The 25,599-nt window shown below is 67.7% G+C and carries 28 protein-coding genes; 13 read left to right on the top strand and 15 right to left on the bottom strand.

What is annotated here, in order from left to right; all coding sequences use genetic code 11:
* Position 1: 1 nt before the first annotated feature.
* The 3 genes from K7711_RS17400 to K7711_RS17410 form a co-directional block, all read right to left on the bottom strand.
* Positions 2-631 (bottom strand): phosphatase PAP2 family protein, encoded by a 630-nt coding sequence (locus K7711_RS17400; protein ID WP_222970485.1) that lies wholly within the window; start codon positions 629-631, stop codon positions 2-4.
* 170 nt (positions 632-801) lie between these two features.
* The gene (locus tag K7711_RS17405; RefSeq protein ID WP_222970486.1) at positions 802-1,116 is read right to left on the bottom strand and encodes an AzlD domain-containing protein; all 315 of its coding nucleotides are present in this window, start codon (positions 1,114-1,116) and stop codon (positions 802-804) included.
* Complete coding sequence (locus K7711_RS17410) at positions 1,113-1,826, bottom strand: AzlC family ABC transporter permease (RefSeq protein ID WP_222970868.1); 714 nt, start codon at positions 1,824-1,826, stop codon at positions 1,113-1,115. Before K7711_RS17410 ends, K7711_RS17405 begins: the two co-directional genes overlap by 4 nt.
* A 76-nt stretch (positions 1,827-1,902) precedes the next feature.
* Between K7711_RS17410 and K7711_RS17415 the strand changes: the two genes are divergently transcribed.
* Complete coding sequence (locus K7711_RS17415; protein ID WP_222970487.1) at positions 1,903-2,475, top strand: helix-turn-helix domain-containing protein; 573 nt, start codon at positions 1,903-1,905, stop codon at positions 2,473-2,475.
* Positions 2,476-2,549: 74 nt separating this feature from the next.
* Here K7711_RS17415 and K7711_RS17420 read toward each other — a convergent pair whose 3' ends face one another.
* Positions 2,550-3,281 carry an HNH endonuclease gene (locus K7711_RS17420; protein ID WP_222970488.1) on the bottom strand — a complete coding sequence of 244 codons (732 nt, stop codon included), beginning with the start codon at positions 3,279-3,281 and terminating at the stop codon, positions 2,550-2,552.
* A gap of 408 nt (positions 3,282-3,689) precedes the next feature.
* Here K7711_RS17420 and K7711_RS17425 point away from each other — a divergent pair, with 408 nt between their 5' ends.
* The 7 genes from K7711_RS17425 to K7711_RS17455 all read left to right on the top strand — a co-directional run bounded on the left by K7711_RS17425 (position 3,690) and on the right by K7711_RS17455 (position 9,605).
* Positions 3,690-4,118, top strand: coding sequence for a globin (locus tag K7711_RS17425; protein WP_222970489.1), 429 nt, complete (start codon positions 3,690-3,692; stop codon positions 4,116-4,118).
* Positions 4,119-4,296: 178 nt separating this feature from the next.
* Positions 4,297-5,943, top strand: a complete 1,647-nt coding sequence (locus K7711_RS17430; RefSeq protein ID WP_222970869.1) for a glycoside hydrolase family 13 protein — start codon at positions 4,297-4,299, stop codon at positions 5,941-5,943.
* A 91-nt stretch (positions 5,944-6,034) separates the two neighbouring features.
* Positions 6,035-6,307 carry an aa3-type cytochrome oxidase subunit CtaJ gene (gene ctaJ / locus K7711_RS17435; RefSeq protein ID WP_040831811.1) on the top strand — a complete coding sequence of 91 codons (273 nt, stop codon included), beginning with the start codon at positions 6,035-6,037 and terminating at the stop codon, positions 6,305-6,307.
* The gene (locus tag K7711_RS17440) at positions 6,294-6,761 is read left to right on the top strand and encodes a DUF5130 family protein (protein WP_308014798.1); all 468 of its coding nucleotides are present in this window, start codon (positions 6,294-6,296) and stop codon (positions 6,759-6,761) included. The genes ctaJ and K7711_RS17440 overlap by 14 nt, the downstream gene beginning before the upstream one ends.
* 494 nt (positions 6,762-7,255) lie before the next feature.
* Positions 7,256-8,467 (top strand): acyl-CoA dehydrogenase family protein, encoded by a 1,212-nt coding sequence (locus tag K7711_RS17445; protein ID WP_222970490.1) that lies wholly within the window; start codon positions 7,256-7,258, stop codon positions 8,465-8,467.
* Positions 8,468-8,488: 21 nt separating this feature from the next.
* Positions 8,489-9,133, top strand: a complete 645-nt coding sequence (locus K7711_RS17450) for a TetR/AcrR family transcriptional regulator (RefSeq protein WP_222970491.1) — start codon at positions 8,489-8,491, stop codon at positions 9,131-9,133.
* A 70-nt stretch (positions 9,134-9,203) separates the two neighbouring features.
* Positions 9,204-9,605, top strand: coding sequence for a helix-turn-helix domain-containing protein (locus tag K7711_RS17455; protein ID WP_222970492.1), 402 nt, complete (start codon positions 9,204-9,206; stop codon positions 9,603-9,605).
* A gap of 57 nt (positions 9,606-9,662) precedes the next feature.
* On the opposite strand, the gene K7711_RS17460 is transcribed toward K7711_RS17455, so the two are convergent.
* From K7711_RS17460 to pepN, 3 genes are all read right to left on the bottom strand, one after another.
* Positions 9,663-10,253, bottom strand: a complete 591-nt coding sequence (locus K7711_RS17460) for a ClpP family protease (protein ID WP_222970493.1) — start codon at positions 10,251-10,253, stop codon at positions 9,663-9,665.
* A gap of 31 nt (positions 10,254-10,284) precedes the next feature.
* Complete coding sequence (locus K7711_RS17465) at positions 10,285-10,890, bottom strand: ClpP family protease (protein ID WP_222970494.1); 606 nt, start codon at positions 10,888-10,890, stop codon at positions 10,285-10,287.
* A gap of 132 nt (positions 10,891-11,022) precedes the next feature.
* On the bottom strand, positions 11,023-13,680 hold the full coding sequence (gene pepN, locus K7711_RS17470; protein WP_222970495.1) for an aminopeptidase N: 2,658 nt from the start codon (positions 13,678-13,680) through the stop codon (positions 11,023-11,025).
* A gap of 310 nt (positions 13,681-13,990) precedes the next feature.
* On the opposite strand from pepN, the gene K7711_RS17475 reads away from it, so the two are divergent.
* Positions 13,991-14,827, top strand: a complete 837-nt coding sequence (locus tag K7711_RS17475) for a phosphoribosylaminoimidazolesuccinocarboxamide synthase (protein ID WP_222970496.1) — start codon at positions 13,991-13,993, stop codon at positions 14,825-14,827.
* A gap of 113 nt (positions 14,828-14,940) precedes the next feature.
* On the opposite strand, the gene K7711_RS17480 is transcribed toward K7711_RS17475, so the two are convergent.
* The 4 genes from K7711_RS17480 to K7711_RS17495 form a co-directional block, all read right to left on the bottom strand.
* Entirely contained in the window at positions 14,941-15,438 is a 498-nt protein-coding gene (locus K7711_RS17480) for a Uma2 family endonuclease (RefSeq protein ID WP_222970497.1), read from the bottom strand.
* Between the two features lie 300 nt (positions 15,439-15,738).
* Entirely contained in the window at positions 15,739-16,953 is a 1,215-nt protein-coding gene (locus tag K7711_RS17485; RefSeq protein WP_222970498.1) for an RNA polymerase sigma factor, read from the bottom strand.
* A gap of 143 nt (positions 16,954-17,096) precedes the next feature.
* A complete protein-coding gene (locus K7711_RS17490) occupies positions 17,097-17,498 on the bottom strand; it encodes a YciI family protein (RefSeq protein ID WP_174435014.1) in 402 nt (133 codons plus the stop codon).
* 121 nt (positions 17,499-17,619) lie between these two features.
* Positions 17,620-18,840, bottom strand: coding sequence for an NAD(P)/FAD-dependent oxidoreductase (locus K7711_RS17495; protein WP_222970499.1), 1,221 nt, complete (start codon positions 18,838-18,840; stop codon positions 17,620-17,622).
* A 157-nt stretch (positions 18,841-18,997) separates the two neighbouring features.
* Between K7711_RS17495 and K7711_RS17500 the strand changes: the two genes are divergently transcribed.
* Entirely contained in the window at positions 18,998-19,639 is a 642-nt protein-coding gene (locus tag K7711_RS17500) for a mycothiol-dependent nitroreductase Rv2466c family protein (protein WP_222970871.1), read from the top strand.
* A 51-nt stretch (positions 19,640-19,690) separates the two neighbouring features.
* On the opposite strand, the gene K7711_RS17505 is transcribed toward K7711_RS17500, so the two are convergent.
* Positions 19,691-20,737, bottom strand: a complete 1,047-nt coding sequence (locus tag K7711_RS17505; RefSeq protein ID WP_235747358.1) for a M48 family metallopeptidase — start codon at positions 20,735-20,737, stop codon at positions 19,691-19,693.
* 73 nt (positions 20,738-20,810) lie between these two features.
* Here K7711_RS17505 and K7711_RS17510 point away from each other — a divergent pair, with 73 nt between their 5' ends.
* Both K7711_RS17510 and K7711_RS17515 read left to right on the top strand, forming a co-directional pair.
* Entirely contained in the window at positions 20,811-21,284 is a 474-nt protein-coding gene (locus tag K7711_RS17510) for a ribose-5-phosphate isomerase (protein WP_222970500.1), read from the top strand.
* Between the two features lie 119 nt (positions 21,285-21,403).
* Positions 21,404-22,219 carry an Fpg/Nei family DNA glycosylase gene (locus tag K7711_RS17515; protein ID WP_222970501.1) on the top strand — a complete coding sequence of 272 codons (816 nt, stop codon included), beginning with the start codon at positions 21,404-21,406 and terminating at the stop codon, positions 22,217-22,219.
* Positions 22,220-22,253: 34 nt separating this feature from the next.
* Here K7711_RS17515 and K7711_RS17520 read toward each other — a convergent pair whose 3' ends face one another.
* A complete protein-coding gene (locus K7711_RS17520) occupies positions 22,254-22,484 on the bottom strand; it encodes a helix-turn-helix domain-containing protein (RefSeq protein WP_222970502.1) in 231 nt (76 codons plus the stop codon).
* Between the two features lie 162 nt (positions 22,485-22,646).
* Between K7711_RS17520 and K7711_RS17525 the strand changes: the two genes are divergently transcribed.
* Positions 22,647-23,327, top strand: coding sequence for a TetR/AcrR family transcriptional regulator (locus tag K7711_RS17525; protein ID WP_222970503.1), 681 nt, complete (start codon positions 22,647-22,649; stop codon positions 23,325-23,327).
* A gap of 24 nt (positions 23,328-23,351) precedes the next feature.
* Here K7711_RS17525 and K7711_RS17530 read toward each other — a convergent pair whose 3' ends face one another.
* Positions 23,352-24,152 (bottom strand): DUF1542 domain-containing protein, encoded by an 801-nt coding sequence (locus tag K7711_RS17530; protein WP_372460163.1) that lies wholly within the window; start codon positions 24,150-24,152, stop codon positions 23,352-23,354.
* Between the two features lie 92 nt (positions 24,153-24,244).
* Positions 24,245-25,249 (bottom strand): GGDEF domain-containing protein, encoded by a 1,005-nt coding sequence (locus K7711_RS17535; RefSeq protein ID WP_222970504.1) that lies wholly within the window; start codon positions 25,247-25,249, stop codon positions 24,245-24,247.
* Positions 25,250-25,599 lie beyond the last annotated feature (350 nt).

Below are 25,599 nucleotides of genomic sequence, written 5' to 3' on the forward strand. Positions count from 1 at the left end.
GCTACCGGCGCGCGGGAGCGTCGGCGCTCAGCACGGGATGCAGCGGTCCGTTCGACAATTTGCTCACCAGGGGAGTGCCGTAGCGGCGCAACAGCATTGCGGCGAAGTATCCGACGACCGTGCCCACGATGGCGCCGGCGAGGACGTCGTGCGGATAGTGCGCACCCACGTACACCCGGGAGATGCCCATCACCGCCGCCGCGACGAATGCCCAGATGCCCAGTCTCCGATTCACCGCCAGCAGTGCCACCGCCATGGCGAATACGACGACGGTGTGGTTGCTGGGGAAGGAGTAGTCGTCCGGCGCCGGGCATTTCTCCAGCAGGAACGCGGTGGGGAAGCGGTAGCAGGGACGTCGTTCGGAGATGACCAGCTTGACGGCGTCGTTGACGACGTAGGCGATGATCGCGACGAACGGAACCGCCAGCGCCGCGGCCATCGCCGACACATCGCGCTTGCGGGCGAGCCACCAGCCGATGACCATGAACACCACGAACAGCCCGACTCCGACACCGCTGTAGATGGTCATCGGCGTATTCAGCCAGGAGGTCTCCCTGGCGAATCGGGTCATGTCGACGTACCAGGATCCATCGATACCGGCCGGATCCAAGCTCAGGGTGTCGCTGGTCATATCCTCGATTTCTCGATCGAGGTGCGGCCGTTCGTCGCCCGCACCGTGGTCGGGCAGATCATCCAGGCTCGCATATGCCCGCTGAGAAATTGCTGAGTTCGGCATCCCCGTCTCTGGCGGCCATGCCGGAGCCGCCTGATCGCTCTCGCTGGAGCCTGACCGCGGAGCGCTCAGGCGACTCCGGCCAGGCGCAACAGTGCTGTGGTGGATGCGGCGGCGAGGGCGACCACGACCAGCGGAGCTTTGCGCCAGGCGAGGATCGCCGCGACCAGTACGCCCGCGGGCAGTGCGAATCGGGCCCGGTGGTCGGCCGGTACGAGGGTGGTCACCGCCAGCGCGGTCAGCAGCACGACCGAGCCGATCTCGAGAAGCTGGGCGATCCGCGGCGGGAAGGTGAGGCGTCGGCGCAGGACCGGTCCGGCGAATCGGAAGCCGAAGGTGCCGACGGCGAGGCAGACCGCTCCGGCGATCAGTGCGACGGTCATGGCGCGGTGGTCCGATGGCGTGCGGTGCGCAATCTGCCGATCATCGACCCGGCGGTCAGCGTGAGGAAGGCGGCGGGCAGTGCCAGCAGCACCGGAATTCCCGCGGGCAGGAATGGTGCGGCCAGCGCTGCTGCCACGGCTCCGGCGAGTGCCGCGCGTCGTGTCGCTCGATCCCGCAGGGCAGGCAGGGCCAGCGCGATCAGCACCGCGGGAAAGACCGCGTCCAGGCCGAACTCGTCCGGATTCGGGACCGCGGCGCCGAGTCCGACGCCGAGCAGTGTGCCCAGCGGCCACGCCAGCAGCACGCCCAGACCGCACAGCCAGTAGGAAGCGCGACTGCGTTCCCGGTCCGATTCGCCGAGCGCCATCGCGACCGATTCGTCGTTCATCACGTGCGTGCCGAGCAGGCGACGCCAGCCGGTGCCGAGGACGTCCGGCAGCGCCAGCCCGTACGGCAGATGCCGGGCGTTGACCAGCAGTCCGGCCAGCACCGCCGCGATCGGCCCGCCACCTGCGGCGATGATGCCGACGAAGAGGAATTCGGCGCCACCGGCCAGGACCAGCACACTGAGTACGATCGGCAACCAGGCGGGCAACCCGGAGGTGATCGCCGTGGCCCCGTAGGACACGCCGATCACGCAGACGGCCAGGCAGACCGCTGCGATACCGGTGAGATCACTGCGAGTCAGTGTTCGTTGTATCGAACGCACGGCTTCTATAGTGAACGCGGCGGCGTGCTTCGTCAACGTCGTCTCGGGCACACCCCATGTACCCTCTGGAATCACGATGACCGAGCAGGACAGGATTCCCGAATCGACCCCGCAGCAGGCGATCGCGGCCGGGCTGCGCCGTGAGCGCGCCCGGTCCGGGCTCTCGCTCACCGAGGTGGCCCGGCGCGCCGGAATCGCGAAATCGACACTTTCGCAACTGGAATCGGGTTCGGGCAATCCGAGCATCGAAACTCTGTGGGCGCTGTGCACCGCGCTGGGGATCCCGTTCTCGAGTCTGCTGGATCCGCCGCAGCCGCAGGTGCGGGTGATCCGCGCGGGGGAAGGCCCGGAGGTGGCGTCCTCGACGTCGCGCTACCGGGCCACCCTGCTGGCCGCCGCCCCGCCCAATGTGCGCCGCGACCTGTTCCGCATCACCGCCGAACCCGGACATCCCCGCGATTCGGACCCGCACCTGCACGGCATCGTGGAACACGTCCTGCTGGCCGCGGGCCGCGCCATGGTCGGCCCGGCCGACGACCCCGCCGAACTACACCCCGGCGACTACATCTGTTACCCCGGCGACCGCCCGCACGTCTTCGAGGCCCTCGAACCCGGCACCTGGGGAATGCTCGCCAGCGACTACGCCTGAGCTGTTCCGCCGCAACGCATTTCCCGCAGCGCCGGTGGTCGGCTCGTCGGCTCCGGACAATGTGCGCCGGGCGACTACGCGGCGCCCTCGCCGAGGTATTGCAGCCACACCGGATCGAGGTCCGCGGTGGTCGAGAGCAGTCGCCAGTGCGGTCCCTTCGGGGCGACCATCGGGTGGTGCAGGGTCCAGCCCAGTTCGCTGAGCATCTTGTCGGCCTTGCGGTGATTGCAGGGTGCGCAGGACGCGACGCAGTTCTCCCACGAGTGCGGGCCGCCGCGGCTGCGCGGAATCACGTGGTCGATGGTCTCGGCCTTGCCGCCGCAATAGGCGCAGCGATATCGGTCGCGGTGCATGAGGGCCGCGCGGGTCATCGGAACGCGCGCGCGATAGGGCACGCGGACGTAGTTGCGAAGTCGGATCACCGAGGGCAGCGCGATCGACGCACCGGCCGAATGCACGACCGGACCCTCGGCATTGTGATGGACGGCGTCGGCCTTGTCGCAGATCAGCAGCACGATGGCGCGACGTGCGGACAGGGCGGTCAGCGGCTCGTAGGTGGCGTTCAGAAGCAGCACCCGGCGCTTACGCCATGCGGCCTGCGGTGGATTCTCCAGAGTGCGAATCACCGGGGTGTCGCAGGGAGAGTGATCGGAATGTTCGCGATCGGGGTGGTCACGATCGGGATGGGAATGTTCGGACAAGATGTGCAGCGGAGAGGCCCCCGACCCACGATTGTGGACGTCGGCGGGCTGGAGTTGTCGATGCGCTCTGGCCTCCTGGGACCGAGCGCCGTGCCGCTGCTTCATGAGGACCCCGAATTCGTGTAGTCCGGTTCGTATGGTATCTGGGCAGACACTGCCACCCAGTTGACCACGGAACTCGTACCAATGCACGAGTATTTCGTACATTGTCGGGCACGCCCGGGTGAACAGCACGTGATCGGTGGTTGTCCTGGCCGATCACGGCGGGTTTTCGTGCCGAGCAGCAGCAGGGCTGATCGGTGGGTCGAGGTCCCGTGGCCGACCGGCCGGTTCCCGCCGGCCGACTATGCTGCGAGTACGGCGGGGCATCCGGCTGCGAGAGACGGAATGCGGCGTGGGCGCGTTCTGCGTCCGGCAGCCGCGCACGAGGCGAGGAATGGAGCGAGTAGGTGGCCGGTGAACGACGAGCCGCGGACAACCGTGAGCACACCGGACCGAGCGAGGCGGTCGCGCATGGCTGAGCGTTCGGGTGCGGGAGCAGCGGGACCGGCGACGGATCCGGCGACGTTCTACGAGGCGGTCGGCGGTGCGCAGACCTTCCGGCAACTGGTCGCGACGTTCTATCGTGAGGTCGCCGCCGACGAGGTGTTGCGCCCGCTGTATCCGGAACAGGATCTCGGCCCCGCCGAGCGGCGTCTGCGGATGTTCCTCGAACAGTACTGGGGCGGTCCGCGCACCTACTCCGACGAGCGCGGGCATCCGCGACTGCGTATGCGGCACATGCCGTTTCGAATCGGCCCGATCGAACGTGATGCGTGGCTGCGGTGTATGCGCATCGCGGTCGACGAGATCGGAACCGACGTGCTGGACGACGAACACCGCCGCGCGCTGTTGGATTACCTGGAGATGGCGGCGAATTCGCTGGTCAACTCGACTTTCTGAGCGTAGTGGCACAAAACCTGGTGCAACCCAGAGCTTTTCCGGACGGCAAGCGTCGTCTGCTGATCATTTGCCAAATGTCGCCAACACTGTGTAGTTGCCGCACCTTCGCCGGGAACCTTTGGCACTATTGGGTGTCGTGACGCCTTCATCACCCGGAGATCCGGCGGTACGGCCGGATATGGGGTCCTCCGTGGTTGTGCCGACGGCCTCGTCCGGGCCGGATACTTCCGACGAATCAGCCGTTGTCGAGTCCGATGCGCCCGACGGGCCGTGGTGGCGGTCGGCGGTGTTCTACCAGGTCTATCCGCGCTCGTTCGCCGATTCCGACGGTGACGGCGTCGGCGATCTGGGCGGCCTGCTGGACCGGCTCGGCTATCTCGAACTCATCGGCGTGGACGCGCTGTGGATCTGCCCGGTGATGCGCTCGCCGATGGCCGACGGTGGGTACGACGTCAGCGATCCGCGCGATATCGACCCGCTCTTCGGCGATGTCGAAGTGCTCGACGCGGTGCTCGAGGAGGCGCACGACCGCGGGATGCGAGTCACCATGGATCTGGTGCCCAATCACACCAGTGACCGGCATCCGTGGTTCACCGCCGCGCTGAAGGCGGCGCCCGGCAGCGCCGAACGCGATCGCTACATCTTCCGCGACGGCCGCGGTCCCGGCGGCGCCGAGCCGCCGAACAACTGGCCCAGCATCTTCGGCGGGCCCGCCTGGACTCGCGTCACCGCGCCCGACGGCAAGCCCGGTCAGTGGTATCTGCACATCTTCGCCGCCGAACAGCCCGATCTGAACTGGGAGAACCCCGAGGTCGTCGCGGATTTCGAACAGACCATGCGGTTCTGGCTGAACCGTGGCGTCGACGGATTCCGCATCGATGTGGCGCACGGTATGGCCAAGCCGCCGGGGCTACCCGATATGGCCCGCGTGGACACCCGGATGCTCGTGCACGACGACAGCGATCCGCGGTTCAACAATCCGGGGGTGCACGACATCCACCGCCGCCTGCGCAAGGTGCTCGACGAATATCCGGACGCGGTGTCGATCGGCGAGGTGTGGGTGGACGACAACACGCGGTTCGCCGAATACCTGCGCCCGGACGAACTGCATCTCGCGTTCAACTTCCGGCTCGCCGAGACACCCTTCGACGCCGCGAAAATACGTGCCGCAGTGGATAATTCGATCGAGTCAGTGGCATCGGTGGGTGCTGTGCCGACCTGGACGCTGTCCAATCACGACATCGAGCGCGAGGTGACCAGGTACGGCGGCGGGGCCGCAGGGCTGCGCCGGGCGCGGGCGATGCTCCTGCTCGAGCTGGCGCTGCCGGGTGCGGTGTTCCTCTACAACGGTTCGGAACTGGGCCTGCCCAATGTCGACGATCTGCCCGAGGACGTACTGCAGGATCCGGTGTGGGAGCGGTCCGGGCACACCGAACGCGGCCGCGACGGATGCCGGGTGCCGATTCCGTGGGAGGGCCGGCATCCGCCGTTCGGATTCACCGGCGCCGAGCGGTCCTGGCTGCCGATTCCGCCGCAGTGGGCCGGGCTGACCGTCGAGTCGCAGCTCGAGCGACTGGACTCGATGGTGTCGCTGTGCCGGATGGCGATCGAATTGCGCGGTGTGCGACCGGAATTCGCCGGCACCGGACTGGAGTGGTACGGCAGTCCGGTCGGCTGCCTGGCGTTCCGGCGCACGGGCGGGTTGATCTGCGTACTCAATACTTCGACCGTGGCGACGCCGCTGCCGCCGGGCGAGGTGCTGCTGTCCAGCGTGCCGCTCGAGGGCGCCGTGCTGCCGCCGGACACGGCGGCGTGGCTGGTCTAGCGGCCACTCGGCAGGGGTGCGAACCGACACGCACGGGCGACAGGGCTCACCGGTCGAAGACGCGCTCGAGCGCATCGACTACCGTGAGGCCGTGAGCATTCTCGAGACAGTGCTGATCTTTGTCGGCATTCCGCTGGTGATCTACGCGGTCATCGCGGGGTTGTCGTTCCTGGGCAAGCCGTATCCCGGGGAGAAGCCGGTCCACTACAACCTCGGCGACAAGTGGACCGCGGACCCGGTGCTGTGGAGCGCGACCGACGAGGTGACCGGCCACGGCCACCACGACACCTCGCACGACACCCACGCGGCAATCGAATCCGCCGAGTCGTCCCTGATCGGAGGCCGGGCAAGTGGCAAGTTCTAATTGGAATTGGCCCGCGGTGGTCGAAGCCGATCTTCCGCACGGAGCGGTCGTCACCACCAGCGGACGCGTCTCCGCGGTGCACGAGCCCGGCACCGTGTTCCGGGAGGCGCCGTTCAGTGACACCGAGCGGTTGATCATGGACAACACGCTCGCCGAGGTCACCCGCGCCACCAAGGTTCGGTTCAACATCTTCATCGGTGATCTGGGCGCGGATCCGGCCGCGGGCGCCGATGCGATCTTCCCGACCACTCCCGAGGCAGCGCGTTCGGTGCTCATCGCCGTCTCCCCGAACGACAAGGCCGTCGAGGTGCGTTCGGGTCGCGACGTCGCCGACCGCGTCAACGACCGGATCTGCCAGCTCGGGCTGACCGCTCTGCTCAGCGCGCTGCGCCAGGGCGAGCTGATCGACGGCCTGGTCTCCGCAGTCCGAGTCATGGGCTCAGCCATCTCGTAGTCCGCCCCTCCGCGACTTCAGCGTGTCGTTGGGTGCGTGGAGGGTTTGGCTTCGGGCCGGTGGTTGGGTGGTGGGTCGCGTTTCGGGCGTTCCCCGGGGAGTTACCCATGTGTTCGCGAGATCACGTGTTGCTTTGCTTGTGCCCCGTTCCTTTCAGGAACGGGGCACACCGCTTTTTCGGGGGGCGATGGGGGTTGAGGTGGGGTCTGCTTGCGGCTGCATTTTGCGTGGGCCGGAGTTCATCGGCTTTGGGCATCGTCGACGCGGGGTAGCCGGGTGTCGGCCGTTTCATTCCCCAGCGAGGGAATGCGAATGTATGTTCCGATGATTATACCTGCGGTCATGCTTCGCTTGTGTGGTCAACGCTGAATGTTCACGAAAATTGCTTGTGTTCAGGCATTTTGAGAGTTATCGGTTGACCGGGCTTGGTTTCGGCGGCAGACTGAGGAAAACCGGAATGATGATTCTCATATCGTGGCGATTGGAGGGCCGGGATGACGGTCCGGGAAGAGTTCGAAGTGCGTCCGTCCGAGCTGGCGGGGCGGGTGGCGGAGCTGAAGGAGCGGGCGCGCGGGCTTCGGCGGGAGCTGCCGGAGAGTGCGGCCGCGGCCGATGCCGCGAACGCCGACTCGACGGAGAGTATGCGGCGGATCTGGGAAGCGGGGTTGTACGAGTTCCATCTGCCTTCGCGGTACGGCGGGATCACCGGGGGTGATCCCGCCGTGTTCACAGAGGACTTCACCGAGATCGTGCTGGATCTGTGCGCCGGTGATTCGGCGGCCGGGATGAACTACTCGGTGCAGACGCTGGTGACCATCGAGATCTTCGGCCCGGACAGCGGACTGCCCGAATCGACGAAGGCCGAGATGGCTCGCCTGATCACGCAGGAGGGGGTCCGGTTCGTCGCCTCGAACGCCGAAACCGGTTCCGCGCGTCCGGTTCTGGGGCGCGTGGTGCCGGGCGGGATCCGGATCAGCGGGGTGAAGACGTTCAACACCAACAGCGGCGGTGGCGGCTGGGCCAACGTGGGCCTGCGAATGGCCGAGGACGACGAGCCGATGAGCTATCACGCGCTGGTTCCGCTGGACGGCGAAGGCGTGAGGTGCGCCCACGAGTGGGACATGATGGGCCAGCGCGGCACGCACAGCCAGACCATCGAATACGACGACGTCTTCGTGCCCGACGGGTATCACTTTCCGCGGCACGGCATGTCCGGCGCGGTGCTGTCGGCCCTGTTCCTGATGCACTCCGCGATCGTGCTCGGGCCCGGATACGGCGCACTGGACGCGGCGCTGGAGCATGTCAGGAAGCTGGACCGATCGACGTTGCCGGGCGAATTCGACTCCGCGACAAAGGATCCCCTGGTGCGTCGGCGGATCGGGGAGTACGTGTCGACCCTGGGGGCCGCACGTGCGTATCTGCTCCGCACCGCGGCGCAGGTGTCCGCGGGCGAGGAGGATCCGGCGTTGACCATCGAGTCGTTCGCGGTCAAGGTCGCGTGTGTGAAGGCCGCGCTGGAGGTCACCTCGGGCATCTTCGATCTCACGGGGGCGCGCAGCGCGTCGAACCGCTACCGCTTCGACCGCTTCTGGCGCAACGCCCGGACCTTCTCCCTGCACGACCCGACCGATGCCAAGGAGGTCTGGGTCGGCGACTACCACCTGACCGGGGCCGAGCCGCCGATGGTCGCGCGCTTGCGGGTGTAGCGCCCGGGTAGCCTCCATGCCATGAGCGCCGAGGGTTCGGGTGCCGCGGGTCCGCGTCCCCCGCAGCAGGAGCGGAGCCGGGAGGCGCTGCGCAAGGTTCTGGCGGCCGCCGAGGAACTCCTGCGAACCGAAGGCTCCGATGCGTTCACCATGGCGAACGTCGCGGAACGGGCCGGTGTGTCGGTCGGTGCGGTGTATCGCCGGTTCGCGGGCCGCGAAGAGTTGCTCAACGCGGTGAAGGACCGGCTGATCGACAACCTGGAACAGGAGCTGTCCGCGGCGCTGGCCGACGCGGACGCCGGACTCGAAGGGGTCGTCGACGCGTTCGTCGGAGCCACCGTCCGCGGACTGTCGGCGGGGACCGATGTGTTCCCTTATCTACTGAGCGGCAAGGGCGGCGAGGCGAAGGAGGAGCGCACCGGGCGCGCGGTGTCGGTCATGCAGCGCCTGTTCCTGGACGCCGCGAGTCCGCATGTGGCGCAGGTGCGGCGTGCGGACCCCGTGACGGCGTTGACGACGGTCTTTCGCCTCGTCCTCGGTGGGTGCATTCACCGCATGCTGACCGTGCAGACCGTCCCGGACGGCATCTCCTGGCCACGCTGGACCGAGGAGACCTCGGATATGGCGATCGCTTACCTGACCACGTCCGGTCGCAGCCGCGGGTGATGTGCGGGCCGATATCTGCTGTGAGCAGAATCGGCCCGTGCCGCGGGCGGGGTGATCGTAGGCTCGGCACATGGCCCAGCATCCGCGACTTCATGCGATCCCCGGTGGACGGGACGAACGACCCGCGCCGGATGCGGCTCGCCCCGCACCGCCGCAGCAGACCGGCGAGCCGCTGTGGCGGGAGGCGCTCGGTCGAAGGCTGCGGACGCTGCGCACCGAGCAGGGCGAGACGCTGGTCGAAACCGCCGGGCGCGCAGGGGTTTCGCCGCAGTATCTGTCCGAGGTCGAGCGCGGGCGCAAGGATCCCTCCAGCGAGATGATCGCCGCGCTGGCCGGCGCCCTCGGCCTCACCCTGATCGGCCTCACCGAACAGGTCGTGCGTGATCTGCATCAGCAGCGCCGCACGGCATTCACCACCCCGGGCGCACGCCGTCGCACCTCGGGTCCGACGATGTACGCCCTGGCGGCGTGAGCGCCCGCCCGTAGCAATCGGTTTCGCGAACTGCTGCGAAGTCCCCGGGGACGCCGGTCAGGCGACGGGGTCGAGGATCTGGTCGACCAGGCCGTAGTCGACGGCGGAGTGCGCGGTGAAGACGCGGTCGCGGTCGGTGTCGTGACGGAGCGTTTCGACGTTCTGTCCGGTGTGGCGGGACAGGATGGATTCGATTTCGGCGCGCATCCGGACCAGCTCGTCGGCCTGGAGAATCAGGTCGGGGATGGCGCCCTGGCCGCGGGTGGCGGGCTGATGCAGGACGACCCGGCCGTGCGGAAGCATCGAGCGACGTCCGGTCGCACCGCCCGCGAGGAGCACCGCGCCGACCGCGATGGCCTGGCCGACGCAGGTCGTCGCGACGGGTGAGCGGATGTACTGCATGGTGTCGTAGACCGCGAGCATGGCGGGCAGATCGCCGCCCTCGCAGTTGATGTAGAGGTTGATGTCCTGTCCGGGACTGTCCGCGTCCAGGTGCAGCAGTTGTGCGATGAGCGCGTTGGCAACTCCCGCATCGATCGGGGTGCCCAGGTAGACGATCCGCTCGGTGAGCAGATGTGAGTAGACGTCCATGATCCGCTCGCCGCGCGGATGCTGGGCGATGACGTTCGGAATCGTGTAGCTGGTCATGAGTGCACCTCGCTGGTCGTGGTCCGGCCGGTCACGCGTTGATCCCCACCCGCGGGCGCTGCGGGATCACCTGGTCGAAGGAGTCGACGATCCGGTCGACGAAGCCGTAATCCCTGGCCTGTTCGGCGGTGAACCAGCGATCGTGCAGCGAATCCTCGTAGATGCGGTCGAAGGGTTGTCCGGTGTCCTCGGCGATGATGCCGAGCACCGTGTTCACCGTGTGCCGCAGATCGTCGGCCTGCACCTCGACCTCGCCGGCGGTGCCGCCGATCCCGGACGAGCCCTGATGCATCAGGATCCTGGCGTGCGGCAGCGCGAAACGTCGCCCGGGGCTGCCGGCCGAGAGCAGGAATTGTCCTGCGCTGCAAGCCAATCCGAGGGCCAGTGTGGACACCTCGCAGGGGATGAGCCGCATGGTGTCGCGGATCGCGAGCATCGAGGGCACCGAGCCGCCGGGGGAGTGGATCCACAAGGAGACGGGTGCGCCCGGATCCTCCGCGGCGAGGGTGAGCAGTTGCGTCATCAACACGGTGCCGTTGTCGTCGTCCAGCGGACCGTCGAGAACCAGAATGCGGCGGCCGAACAGCTGTTCGCGCATCCGCCAACCGAACATCGGAGTTTTGTCGTCCTGAGCCATGTCTCCACAGTGCCGGGCGGCCGCCACGAAATCGCCCAACGCTGCCCAGAGCGGATCTGCTCACAGCAGCGAACACGGGACGGCCCCTTCCCGACGATGCATTCGCAGGGAAGGGGCCGTCGCCCGGATCACTCAGTGTGCGTCGAAAGCCCTTGCGCGCAAGGAACGTTCGATCCCCGCCTTGCCCTCGACGACCAGGCGGCGCAGGGCCGGGGGATGGTCGCCGGCGAGGAACTTGTCGGCCACGGCGACGGCCTCGTCGGTGATCGCCCAGTGCGGGTAGAGCCCGACCACGACGGTCTGCGCGACCTCGCTGGACCGCCGTTCCCACACCGCGGGGATCTCGGCGAAGTAGCGCTCCACGTAGGGGGCGAGCAGTTCGGCCTGACCGTTCGGTGCGAAACCACCCACGATCGCGCGGGTGGTGATGTTCGGCAGCGAATCATCGGTCAGCACCGAATCCCAGGCGCCCTGCTTGACCGCGGCCTGCGGACGCGCGGTCGCGGCGGATGCGGCCTGACGACGACCCGCGGCGGTGGGATCACGATCCAATTCGGCGTCGATGACCGGTGTTTCGACGCCCGCGGCATCGATGACGCCGGATGCGGCCAACGCCTGCACGATCCGCCAGCGCAGATCGGTGTCGACCGCCAGCCCCGGCAGGCCCGCATCCGCGGGATCGCCGGACAACAGCGCGTGCAGCACCTCGGTGTGTGCCGGGGACAACCGCGCGCCGGTGAGTGCGTTGACGAAGGCGAGCTGGTGGTCCGATCCGGCCTCGGCAGCGCGCGCCAGCTCCAGCAGCCGGTCGGCGAATTCCGGCCAGCCGGTGGCCGCCGCCCACTCCGGATCGGCGTAGCTGCTCAGCGCGGTGTTCGCCTGCATCAGAAGACGCTGCACCACACCGATTTCCGACTCCGCGCCGACGCCGCGGCGAATCAGCGCGACGAAATCGCGGGCCCGCATCTCGGCCTGCCTGGTCATCTCCCACGCCGCCGACCAGCACAGCGTGCGCGGCAGTGATTCGGCGATATCGGAGATGCGGGCGGTGACCGTCTCCAGGGACTCCGGATCCAGCCGCACCGAGCAGTAGGTGAGATCGTCATCGTTGATCAGCACCAGCTTGCCGCGCTCCACGCCGACCAGTTCGGGTACGTCGGTGCGCTCGGCAGCGTCGACGTCCAGCTCGATGCGCTTGGTGCGCACCAGCTTGCTGTGTCGGATGGAGGCGTCCGCGGGTCGCTGCGTGGTTACGCCGGCTGCCTCCTCCGCGCCCGTCGCTCCCGCCTCGTCCTGCTCGTCGTACACGCCGATGGCCAGCCGATGCACCCGGTGCTCACCAGCGCCCGGCGCGGCGCCCTCCTGCACCACCGTGAACGAGGTGAACTTGCCGTCCGCCACCTCGAACTCCGGGCGCAGGATGTTCAGGCCGGTGGTCTTGAGCCACTGCGCACCCCAGCCGGAAAGGTCACGGCCCGAGGACTTCTCGAGCGCGCCCACCAGATCGTCGAAGGTGGCGTTGCCGTATGCGTGGTCGGCGAAGTAGTCCCGCAGTCCGGCCAGGAACGGTTCCCGCCCGACGTACGCGACCAACTGCTTGAGCACCGAAGCGCCCTTGGCATAGGTGATTCCGTCGAAGTTGACCTCGACCGCGGCCAGATCCGGGATGTCCGCGGCGATCGGATGGGTGGAGGGCAGCTGGTCCTGCCGGTACGCCCAGGACTTCTCCACATTCGCGAATGTGGTCCAGGCGCTGGTGTATTCGGTCGCCGAGGTCTGGCACAGCACCGAGGCGAAGGTCGCGAACGACTCGTTCAGCCACAGGTCGTCCCACCACTTCATGGTGACCAGGTCGCCGAACCACATGTGCGCCATCTCGTGCAGCACGGTCTCGCAGCGGCGCTCGTAGGAGGCGCGAGTCACCTTGGAGCGGAACACGTAATCCTCGAGGAAGGTGACCGCGCCCGCGTTCTCCATTGCGCCGGCGTTGAATTCGGGTACGAACAGCTGGTCGTACTTGCCGAAGGCATACGGCACACCGAAATTGGCGTGGTAGAAGCCGAAGCCCTGCTTGGTCTCGGTGAACAGCCGCTCGGCGTCCATGTGCTCGGCCAGCGAGGCGCGGCAGTAGATGCCCAGCGGGATGTTGCCGTGATCGTCGGTGTAGGTGTCGGTCCATTTCGCGTACGGACCGGCGATCAGCGCCACCAGGTAGGTGCTCATCTTCGGCGTGGTCGCGAAGGTGTGCCGCACCACCTCGCCGGTCTGCTGGGTATCGGTCGTCGCGCCGTTGGAGATCACCTCCCAGTCCTGCGGCGCGGTGACGGTGATGTCGTAGGTGGCCTTCAGATCGGGCTGGTCGAAGCAGGCGAACATCCGCTTGGCATCGGCGGTTTCGAACTGCGAGTACAGGTAGACCTTGTCGTCGGTGGGGTCGACGAACCGATGCAGACCCTCACCGGTGTGCGAATATTCGGCGTCGGCCTCGACGACGAGTTCGTTCTGCTCGGCCAGGCCGGTCAGCGTGATTCCTGCGGATTCGTCGTACTCGACGATCTCGACCGGGGCGCCGTTGAGCACCGCGGACCGCACACCGGCGCCGACGAAGTCGACGAACGTCTCCGCCCCGGGCTGCGCGGTGAACGTGACGGTGGACCGGGAGAAGAACGTCTCGCCGGTGTTCGTTCCGGTCGGCTCATCCGTCAGGTCGAGTTCGACGCGATAGTTCTCCACTGTGATCGTCGCGGCCCGTGCGATCGCCTGCTCACGGGTGAGGTTCGGTGCGGACAAGGAGACTCCTTCGCTGGTCGGAGAGCTGTGCCGGGCGGGCCGCCCGCTCCGGTCCGTGGAGCGGGCGGCACCGTCGGCTCGGTGCGTCGTGCGGTCCGCCGCCCGCGCCGCCGACCGGGATCACCTGTCGTGCACGGGTGCGAATGCAACGTTGCCCAGAATGCCACGTCGCAGGGGAGCGGGGTGTGCACATGCCCGCGACCGGCGACGGTGTGCGCCTCGGTAGGCTGTGCGGCGTCCGCGCCGCTCGGTGCCGAGCGTGCATGGTCGGCAATCGGGTGTATCACCGGCGCGCATACGAGGAGGACAGTTGAAGCACATCCACGCGGGTAAGGTGCGCGATCTGTACGAGGACGGCGATTCGCTGATCCTGGTCGCCTCGGACCGGGTCTCGGTCTACGACGTGGTGTTGCCGACGCCGATCCCCGACAAGGGCGCGCTGCTGACCCAGTTGTCCAACTGGTGGTTCGACCACCTGTCCGGCATCCCCAATCACGTTCTCTCGACGACGGATGTGCCCGCGGAGTTCGCCGGACGTGCGGTCCGGGTGAAACCGTTGAAGATGGTGCAGGTGGAATGCATTGCCCGCGGCTACCTGTCGGGCTCGGGCCTCGAGGAGTACCAGCGCACCGGTTCGGTCTCGGGCATCGCGCTGCCGCCGGGCCTGCGTGAGGGCGATCGGCTGCCCGAGCCGATCTTCACCCCGAGCACCAAGGCCGCGGTGGGGCACGACGAGCCGATCACCTTCGACGACGTCGTCGCCCAGGAGGGCCGCGAGGTGGCAGAACGCCTGCGCGAGCTGACCTTGGAGATCTACTCGCGGGGCGCGGCCCACGCCGCCGAGAGCGGTGTGATCATCGCCGATACGAAGGTCGAATTCGGCTGGGACGCAGACGTTCTCACCCTCGGTGACGAGGTCCTCACCTCGGACTCCTCGCGCTACTGGCCGGCCGCCACCTGGCAGCCCGGCCAAGCCCAGCCCTCCTTCGACAAACAGTTCGTCCGCGACTGGTCCACTTCCACCGGCTGGAACAAGGAGTACCCGGGCCCCGAGATCCCGGACGACATCGTCGCCGCCACCCGCCAGAAGTACCAGGAAGCGTACGAACTCATCACCGGAAAAACCTGGACCGCGCCCGTCGCCTGATCGACCCAGGGGCGAGAGTCACAGAGGGCAATCCGGGGGCGGCGCGACCTCTCGACGGGCCTTCGGTGACGATCGGATACAGCACCCACGAGATCGATTCGCGTCGGTGTTGCTCAGCGGCCGAGTTCGACCTGCACACCGGCGATTTCGACCGGAGTCTCGATCGGTTTGGTGAGGGTGGTCCGATAGCCGTCGGCGGTCGGTGTGGTGTTCAACGTCCACACAGCACGCTCCGGGTCGACGATCAAATACTCGGGAACTCCGGCCGAGGCGTAGATACGCGTCTTGTCCACGTAGTCCGTTTCCCGGCTGCTCTGCGAGACGACTTCGACGAAGGCGAGTGCCTTCGAGGCGTGCAACTCGGCGTTCTTGTAGAAAAGGCCGAAGTCGGGTGCCTTGTCATGCTCGCCGGTTCCTGGGATCTTGACATCGGAGGTGGTGCGAAGGTTCGGGGCATTCAGCCGGATGCAGAAGTCGATATCCGAGATGATCCGCCAGTGCTCGGGTCGTTGCGGCGACACGATTATTACCTCCCCCTGTGCGTCGGCCCGGAACCCTTCGGGCACATCCATTCCCGCTGCGAGCTCGACCAGCTCATCATGCAAACTCATTCGAACTCCTGATGTTGCTTGCGATGACTCCCCAACCGGGAGCTTACCGGAGCTCGCGTCCGACCCGGGCGTCGTCGATACGGCGATCCCACCTCGGGCGTGATCACTCCAGGGATTCGGCCGCCGGGCGAGTGCGCAGGCTCGGGGCCGGAGGCTTGATCGCCGTTGTTCGCCGGTCGTGGCGCCACGACATTGATGTCCTTCCATCGCCTGTAAGTCCTCGGGACGTTCGATTCCGCTGCGAGTTCGACCAGGTCGCGCTGCTGGCTCGGGTGTGGTTCCCGGTCTGCTGAAAGCAGATTATTGCCGGAGGCGGGCGGCTCGTAGCAGTAGGTAGTCGCGTTCGGGGGTGCTGGTGGTGCGGCGGGCCGCTGCGGTGTAGCAGGCGATGGCTTCGGTGCGGTCGCCGGCCATTTCATGCAGGTGGCCGCGGACTGCGTCGAGGCGGTGGCTGGTCGACAGAGCGGGTTCCAGGTCGGTGGTCAGGGCCAGGGCTGCGGCGGGGCCGTGCACCATGGCCGTGGCCACCGCGCGGTTCAGGGTGATCATGGGGTTCGGGGTGAGCGCTGCCAGTTTGGTGTACAGCAAAAGGATTCGGGGCCAGTCGGTGTCCTCGGCTCGGCGGGCCTGGGCGTGCAGGGCCGCGATTGCGGCTTGCAGGCGGTAGGGGCCGTCGAGGCCGGCGGTGATGGCCGTGGTGGCCAGGCGGATGCCCTCGGTGAGCTGGGTGCGGTTCCAGCGGGTTCGGTCCTGTTCGGGGAGGGGGACGAGTTCGCCGCCGGGACCGGTGCGGGCCGCGCGGCGGGCGTCGGTGAGCAGCATCAGGGCCAGCAGGGCGGTGACCTCGGGGTCGTCGGGGCGCAGGCGCTGGGCGATTCGGGTCAGCCGGATCGCCTCGGCGGCCAGATCGGCGCGGTGCACGGCCTCGCCCGTGGAGGCGGTGTGGCCCTCGGTGAACATCAGGTACAGCACGTGCAGGACCGAGTCGCGCCGATCGGCCCATGCGGCGGTCTCGGTTCGCGCCGAGGAGGCGAACGGGCGTTCCAGCGTGGCGAGACGTTTCTTTGCCCGCGAAATCCGTTGCGCCATGGTTGCTTCCGGAATCAGGAAGGCGTGGGCGATCTCCTCGGTGGTGAGGCCGCCGACCGCGCGCAGGGTCAGCGCAATCGCGCTCGCGGGTGACAGCGCGGGATGGCAGCACAGCAGCAACAGGGTGAGCGTGTCCTCGCGTGCGGGCTCGATATCGCTGGGTGGCTGCACATCTCGCGTCGCGGCGGTGACCTCGCGGTTGCGCCGCGCGATGTCGGACCGGACCGCATCGGCCATCCGGCGCTGCGCGACCTGGATCAACCAGGCCCGGGGATTGTCCGGCAGACCCGTCCGGGGCCACTGCATCGTGGCAGCCAGCATCGCCTCCTGCACCGCATCCTCGGCGGCGTCGAAGTCCCCGAACCGCCGCGCCAGTACCCCGAGCACCATCGGCGCCACCTCCCGCAGCAGATAAGCGATCTCCATGTCCCGCTCACCTGCTCCGGTACGACCCGATCCGGTGGCCGTATCGGCTTTCGAAGCCGGTGCCTCGGTCTGCGCATCACGGTCCGGTGGATTGTCATCGACCCGTGCGCTCTCGGATTCCGGTGCGGCGGAGAATGATTCGATCACGAGTCGGCGGCGGGGGCGTCCATGACCTGACGGACCTCGATGCGTTCGCCGATCGGTTTGCCGCCCGGACCGGGGGCGGCCGAGGCCTGCGCGGCGATCTCGATGGCGCGGTCGGGGGTGTCCACGTCGACGATCCAGTATCCGGCCAGGAATTCCTTGGTCTCGGGGAACGGCCCGTCGGTCACCACCGGCGCCGAGCGGCCGTCGGAGCTGACCACCTGCGCCTGATCCGGATAGGCCAGGCCCTGGGCGTCGACGAGTTCACCGGAGTCGCGCAACTGTTCGCCCAGCATCCGCTGGAACTCGATGTGCGCGGCGATCTCCTGCGGCGTCCACTCGGTGATCGGGGTGTCGCAGTATTCGGCGGGCGCATAGGTCTTCAGCAGCATGTATTTCACGGTCGGCTCCTGTGGCTCGTCGGCCGCTGCTCCGCTTCGGCGGGCATCGGTCCGTATCGGTTGTCTGCTGTGAGGTCGGAGCTGAGGGCGAAGAATTATCGCATCGTCGCAGTGACTTGCATCACAATGGCGTGGAGGTGTCGGCTAGGCGCCGGCGGTCGACCGGATCGCCGGTCCGGATGAGTTCCTTGATGCGGTCGGTGACATCCCAGACGTTGACGTTCATCCCGGCCAGCACCCGATCGCCGGAGTCCAACCAGAAGGCGACGAATTCGCGGGCGGCGGTGTCGCCGCGCACCACGAGAGTGGTCTCCTGGTCCGGGCCGACGTAGCCGGTGTACTCCATGCCGAGGTCGTACTGATCGGTGAAGAAGTATGGAACCCGGTCGTAGACCGCCGGAGTGCCCAGCATGGTCTGCGCAGCCACCGTGGGCTGATTGAGTGCGGTGGCCCAGTGCTCCACCCGAATTCGCCGACCCAGCACCGGATGTTGCTGATCGGCGATATCGCCGACGGCGACGATATCCGGATCGCTGGTGGCCAGGGATTCGTCGACCAGGACCCCGCCCTCGACGGCGAGTCCGGCATCGGCGGCCAGATCGGTATTGGGCCGCGCGCCCACGGCGACGAGCACCGCATCGGCCTCGATGACGGTGTCGTCGTCGAGCCGGACTCCGGTGGCGCGACCCGCATCGGTGACGATCTCCGTGACCCGGACCCCGCAGCGCAGATCCACGCCGTGCGCGCGATGCAGATCGGCGAACACCTGACCCATCTCCGGGCCGAGTGCGGCACGCAGCGGAACCGATTCGGTCTCCAGCATCGTCACCTCGACGTTCGCCGCGCGGGCGGCCGCGGTGACCTCCAGTCCGATCCAGCCCGCGCCGATCACCGCCAGCCGCCGGACCGAGCCGAACAACTCGATCAGCGCATCGGAATCCTCGATGGTCCGCAGGTGGTAGACGCCCTGGGCGTCTGCTCCGGCGAGCGGTAGCCGACGCGGGCGCGATCCGGTGGCCAGGGCGAGCTTGTCGTAGGGCAGGGTCGAACCATCCGGCAGTGCAACGGTTTTCGATGCACGATCGATTCCGGCAACGGTGGTGCCCAGCATCACCTCGACATCGTGATCGCTGTACCACTGCGCGGGTTGCACGGTGAAATCGCCCAGCGCCTGCTTGCCCAGCAGATGTTCCTTGGACAGCGGCGGCCGCTCGTACGGCAGGTGATCCTCCGCGGCGATGAGGGTCAGCGCACCGGTGAAATCGCCGGCACGCAAATTCTCGGCGATCTTTGCCGCGGCGAGCCCGCCGCCGACGATGACGAACCTGGAATCTGTGCTCATGCGAACCCTCCGTGCGACGGTGACCAGGTCGTCTCCGACCCTACTGCGGCCCACCGACACGGTCGGGAAATATCCGGAACTTTCCGTGGTTGATCAGAATTGACGGTGGGAGTGCACCACCGCCCCGAACTTTCGAGAGGACTGCGACGTGAGCGATGTGACGACCGGCGCCAAGGACCGGGTGGACTTCTGGTTCGATCCGCTGTGCCCGTGGTGCTGGATCACCTCCCGCTGGATTCTGGAGGTGGAGAAGGTCCGCGATATCGAGGCGCGATTCCACGTGATGAGCCTGGCGGTGCTCAACGAGGGACGCGAGGGCCTGCCCGAACGGTATGTGGAGCTGATGAAGTCCGCCTGGGGACCGGTGCGCGTGGCGATCGCCGCCGCGCAGAAGCACGGTGACGAGGTGCTCGCCCCGCTCTACACCGCGATGGGCACCCGCATCCACAACCGCAAGGACGAGTACGAGCGCGAGGATCGTGCCGAGACGTTCGCCCTGGTCGTCGCGGAGTCCCTCGCCGAGGTCGGGCTGCCCGCGGAACTGGCCGAGGCCGCCACCAGCACCGACTACGACGAGGCGCTGCGCGAGAGCCATCACGCCGGGATGGACAAGGTCGGCCCCGACGTGGGCACCCCCACCATCCACATCAACGGCGTGGCCTTCTTCGGCCCGGTGATCTCCCGCATCCCGCGCGGCGAGGAAGCCGGGAAGGTCTGGGACGGCGCGGTGGCTCTGGCGTCCTACCCGCACTTCTTCGAGCTCAAGCGCACCCGGACCGAGGGTCCGGAATTCGACTGAATCACCCTGGGGCGCATCGTGATCCGGTGCGCCCCTGTGGCTTCCGGGCGATCAGCGCACGTTGCTCGGAATCTCGGTGTAGTGCCCCGGCGGCGGATAGCCGGGCAGTTGAGCCCCGTTGTGCTGCACCGGATCCGGTGCGCTGGGCCGCAGGAACAGCCTGCCGTGGCGGCTGCGGTCGCGCAGTGCCCAGATCCGCCAGGTCAGCACCGGATGCGAGGACATCGCGTTGGCCATCCAGATGAAGAACCCCTTCTCCCGCGGGGCCCGGTCCGCCATCTCGTTGATGTCGACCAGCGAGTTCAGATACTTTCCGGCGGCCAGCACGCGCATCGCGCCGGGTGCGCCCATGTGCCGATTGCAGTAGCCGTGATTGTCCGCGGTGTACTCCTGGGTGCGGATCAGGGCGTTGCCCAGGATCGGCAGGAACGGCACCAGGAACATGCCGAGATTGCGCCAGTACGAGGTGTGTCCGGCGGCGATGTGGCCGACCTCGTGGCCGATGATGAACGCGAGCGCGTCGGGGTCGCGGGCCTGGCCGCCGACCTCGAACATATCGCTGTACACGCAGACGAAGCGGCGGAAACCGTGCCCGGAGGCGAAGGCGTTGATCTGACCGTTGCCCAGCACCACGTAGGCGTCGGGCACGGAGGGCATGCCGTAGCGCGCGGCCGCCTCGACCACCATCCGATAGCCCTCGGGGAACTGGGTCGGCGACATCTGCACCGCGTTGACCCGCTGCATCGCGTAATTCGCGCCGCGGCCGAACCACAGCAGGATCGGCGCGGCCAGGAACGCCAGCGTGTAGTCGTTGATCACGCCGAGCAGCACCAGCATCAGGGTCACGAGATAGGCGAGCACGGTCACCACGATCACGACGATCAGCATCGGGATCTCCCAGCTGTGCCGCGCGGGCATGCCGTACGGCGACAGTCCCCGGGCCTGCTGCACCATCGGCGGCCGCGGCGGCGTGTACGGCGTCTGCGGGGACCAGCCGGGCGGACCCAGGCGCGGATCCCAGCCGGACATGCCGGTGACCGGATTCCAGCCCGGTGGTTGCTGCGGTGGCGACGGCGGCAGTTGGTCCTCGGGCTGCATGCCCTGAACTCTATAGAAATCCGCCGTCGGCCCCGCGTCGGAGCGGTGCGAGGGGCCTGACACAATCGCTGCCATGCGCGTATACCTGGGTGCCGACCATGCCGGCTTCGAGCTGAAGAATCACATCAAAGATCACCTGAAGCAGGCCGGACACGAAGTGGTCGACTGCGGCGCACACGAATACGATGCCGCCGACGACTACCCGGCCTTCTGCATCGATGCCGCGCGGCGCGTGGTCGCCGACGAGGGCAGCCTCGGCATCGTGCTGGGCGGTAGCGGAAACGGCGAGCAGATCGCCGCGAACAAGGTGCCCGGCGCGCGCTGTGCCCTGGCCTGGAGTGTGGAGACCGCGCAGCTGGCCCGTCAGCACAACAACGCTCAGCTGATGGGTATCGGCGGCCGGATGCACCCGCTGCCCGAGGCGCTGGCGATCGTCGACGCCTTCCTGGCGACCCCGTGGTCGGACGAGCCGCGGCACCAGCGTCGCATCGATATCATCTCCGAGTACGAGAAGACGGGGAAGGCGCCGGAGGTCTCCGCCGGCTGATCGCACCACCAGGAGTCGATCGCACCCCGTCTGCGGAGCCCGTCACGGAGCCCGACGGGGTGCGGTCGTCTGTGGTGCGTGTCATCGGTCGCGGGTGAAGGATGAGGTGAGGACGGGGCATGCCGGAAGGGCACACGCTGCATCGGCTGGCGAAACTGCATCATCAGCGGTTCGCCGGGGGAGTGGTGCGGGTGTCCAGTCCGCAGGGCCGATTCGCCGAGGGGGCCGCGCTGGTGGACGGCCGGACGCTGGTGCGCGCCGAGGCATGGGGGAAACATCTGCTGCACCACTACGATTCGGGTGTGGCCGTGCATGTGCACCTGGGGCTGTACGGGACCTTCACCGAATCGGCCGGGCCACTGGGTGATCCGGTGGGGCAGGTGCGAATGCGGATGGTCGGCGCCGGTCGCGCCGATGCGCAGCTGTACGGCGCGGATCTGCGCGGCCCGACCGCCTGCGAGGTGCTGCACGAGCCGGAGGTCGCGGCGCTGACCGCGCGACTGGGGCCGGATCCGTTGCGCCGCAACGCCGATCCCTCGTTGGCCCTGGATCGCATCCGGCGTTCGGCTCGTCCGCTGGGCGCGTTGCTGATGGATCAGAAGGTGCTGGCCGGAGTCGGCAACGTCTATCGCGCGGAATTGCTTTTCCGCCACGGGATTTCACCACATCGGCCGGGGCGTGAGCTGAGCTCGGCCGAATGGGACGAACTGTGGGCCGATCTGGTCGAGCTCATGCGGGTCGGGGTGCGGCGCGGCAAGATCGTCGTCGTTCGCCGCGAACACGACCACGGCGCACCGTCATACGCCGAGGGGAAGCCTCGCACCTACGTCTATCGCCGGGCCGGAGATCCCTGCCGCCTGTGCGGTTCGACCGTCCTGCATTCGGTGCTGGACGGCCGGAATCTGTTCTGGTGCCCGTCCTGTCAGCCCGGCTGACAGTCCGCAATCACCTCGCCTGCGGGCGATTCGATCAGTGCGGGGCCCGGGTGCTGAGAGCCAGCTCCCGGCCGCGTTCGCTGATCTGCCAGCAACCCTTGTAGGGGATCGCGACGATCAGACCGCGGGCCTGTAAGCGCGCCAGTGCGTTCCGAGTGCTCCATCCGGTGAGCTGTGCCTGGCGCTGGATCTGCACCGCCGACAGCAGCCCGCCTGGACGCAGGATGCTCAGCACCAACGACTGTGCTGCCTGGCCGAACCTCATGGCTTCTCCTCGAAATGATCGAATTCCGAAAGATGTAGGCAGAGCCCTGAATTCACTGGAATCGCGGGGGTTACACTTACCAGGGTAATTATCGACATCAGCTGCTGTCAACAGCGTGTGATGTCAACATCTGCCCGGTGACATTGTTGTGAGAGGACACACATGCCGAACGCCACCGAGGAGCCCGGCAAGGGCGAGTCACGGCGTTGGCGGGGACAGGATCCCGCCGACCGCATCGCCACCCGACGTCGGCAGTTGCTCGACGCCGGACTGGAGCTGATGGGGACCATCGGGGCAGCGGAGATGTCGATGCGCGCGGTCTGTCGCGCGGCGGGCCTGACCGAGCGGTATTTCTACGAGAGCTTCACGAATCTGGACGCGCTGCAACTGGCCATCCTCGACGAGGTCGTGCTCGGTGCCCGCGATCGGCTGCTCACCGCGCTGGCCGATGCCCCGCCCCAGCCGGACAAGGTTTTCGCGCATGTGGTGACCCGTTTCACCGACTACATGGACGAGGACCCGCGACGCGGCCGGATCATGTTCGTGGAGTCCCAGGCGACCATGGCGCTGGGTGAACGCGGCAATCAGCTCATCGTCGAATTCACCGCGCCGATCGCGATGAGTCTGGCCGGCGGCGAGCGGAAGAGGAATCCGCCGGACGAGGTCGATATCCGGCTCAACGCGCACGCCATCTTCGGTGCTCTGGCCTTCCTGTACCGGCCCTGGCTCGACGGTGCGCTGGACGTCTCCCGCGACAGATTCGACCGGCACGCGACGAGTGCGATCACCGAACTCGCGCGGGCGCGGTCGTCCGCGCCGGGCCGGCTCCCCGCGGGGAAGTAGTCGAGGGGCTTCGGGCGAACGCGCTCAGAAGCTGCCGTCGAATCCGCCGCCGCCCCAATCGCCGCCGTCGAATCCGCCGCCGTCCCAGCCGCTGCCGTCGAATCCGCCGCCCTGGTCGTAACCACCTTGGTCGTAGCCGCCCTGGTCGAATCCGCCGTTGTCGTAACCGGATTGGTCGTAACCGCCCTGAAAGTCCTGTCCGGCGGCGAAGCCGTCGTCGTAGCCCGAACCGTAGCCGCCCTCGAATCCGGCGGCGTCGTACCCCACACCCGACATGCCGTGGAAGAGGGTGTCGAACAGCAGAACCGAGCCCACGCCCCAGGCTCCGGCCACCAGCGCGGTCTTCCACCAGGGTTCGGAGTACCACCCAGCCGGGACCGGTCGTCCGGCGACGCGGCCGCCCGGATAGTAGTTCGGCGTCTGCGCCGACGGTATCGGCGAGGCCTGGACGCTGCGGCCGTCGAAGTCGACCGTGCGATCCTCCGAGACCCGTCCCGCGGAGCGCTGCCCGTCGAGTTCGGGAATCGGCGGGCCCGGATCCAGCTCCATCGCGGTCCGCGCGGCCCGCACGTAGTAGAGCCCTTCCACGGCGGTCTCCTTCGCCAAGTGGGCCTGGGCGACGGTGGTCGCCTGCTCGATCTGCGATCCGGCGGCGTTGAGCCGCTCACCGGCATCGGCGAGAGCTTGTTTGGATGCCTGATCGGTGCCCGTGAGGTTGTAGACCTGCCCGCCGAGACGCTCGATCAGCCGACGAGCGTCGGCCTTGGCGTCTGCGAGCTGGGTCGCTTGATGACCGCGGGCGGTATTGCGACCGGCGAAGTTCATCACCAGGAAGACCACGAGAACGACGACCAGGATGACCAGGAGTATCACCACGTCGTCCAGCGTACGCGGATTCGATTGCCGCCCGGTTGCTGTTATCCGGCGACAGCGACGTCGTAGGGCAGTTCCGCGAGGATGGGCGCGCCCGGTTCGGACTCCTCGTCCTCCGGTTCGGACACCGCGAATCGCCGCTTACCTGCGGTTTTCGCCGAATACATGGCTCGGTCGGCGCTGCGCAGCAGGTCGGAGAAATCACAGGCCCGTCCGGGCGGGCAGTACGCGGTGCCGACACTCGCCGACACCGGAACCGGGCCCGAGGCGGTGGGCACCGGATCGTTCAACGCGGCCAGTACGCGCATGGCCACCTCGCCGAGGGTGTTGCGCCGGGCCGAGAGCGCGAGCACGAATTCGTCGCCGCCGTACCGGCAGACCACCGTGTCCTGCGGACAGGTGACGCGCAGCCGACGCGAAATCTCCACCAGCACTTCGTCTCCGACGCTGTGCCCGTATCCGTCGTTGATCTGCTTGAAGTCGTCCACGTCGATCAGCAGCAGGCCGACGCCGCGCGAACGGTCCGCGGCCATCAGGCGCACCCGCTCCTGCAGCAGCGAGCGGTTGGCCAGATCGGTGAGTGCGTCGTGGGTGGCCTCGTGCCGCAGTTGGTGATGCAGCTCCGCGATCTCCTGGACCCGGACCGAGACCCGCTCCTCGAGATTGGCCTCCTGCTGCGCGAGGGCCTGCTGCTGCAGCGCCTCGGCGTAGCTCTCGATGGCGTGACTGGCCACGAGCGGCCAGCGGGTGGCCACGAGCGAACCGGGAAATCCCGGCGCGAAGCCGAGCAGGGCGCGACTGGCGGGGGCGAGCATGCGGGTGCGATCGAACGGCGCCTCGGCCAGTCGTCGCCCGATGCCGCGGGCCGGCCGGACCGGGAACGGCTCCGAACGCGCCAGGTCGAGTAGTTCGTTGATGAGCGAGGCGAACACTCGCTGGAGATGTTCGGGCTGCACCGTGAGCCCACTGCCGGGGTAGACCGCGGAGACCCAGTACCGGGACGTCGTGGTGACCGCGGCGGCGGTCACCGGATCGATGTCGGCGAGCATGGCGCTCACCCCGTACAGACGTCACGGGGCGCGCCGGGCGCGCCGACTGTGCTCTCCGGACCGAAACCCTCCGGGTCGTGCCTACTGCTATGCGGTCCGCTCCACCGAGCTCGGTGCATGCTCACCGCCCCCTTTCCAGATACCCCCGTCCGGCAAAAAGGATCCTAGCAAGCCACCCGACTCCGAAAAATGCTGTTTTCCAACCTCTTCGGGGAATTTGGCGAATGGCAACGCGTAGGTCATCGCGGCGAGAGCTGCGGCGTTACAGCCGCACCCAGCGTGTCGTCCGCGACGCGCCGAAACAGCCCGACCGACCTCGTCGAATCTTGATGTGACATGCGTCTCGTTCG

This window comes from Nocardia coffeae (genome assembly GCF_019890715.1).
GTDB lineage: Bacteria > Actinomycetota > Actinomycetes > Mycobacteriales > Mycobacteriaceae > Nocardia > Nocardia jiangxiensis.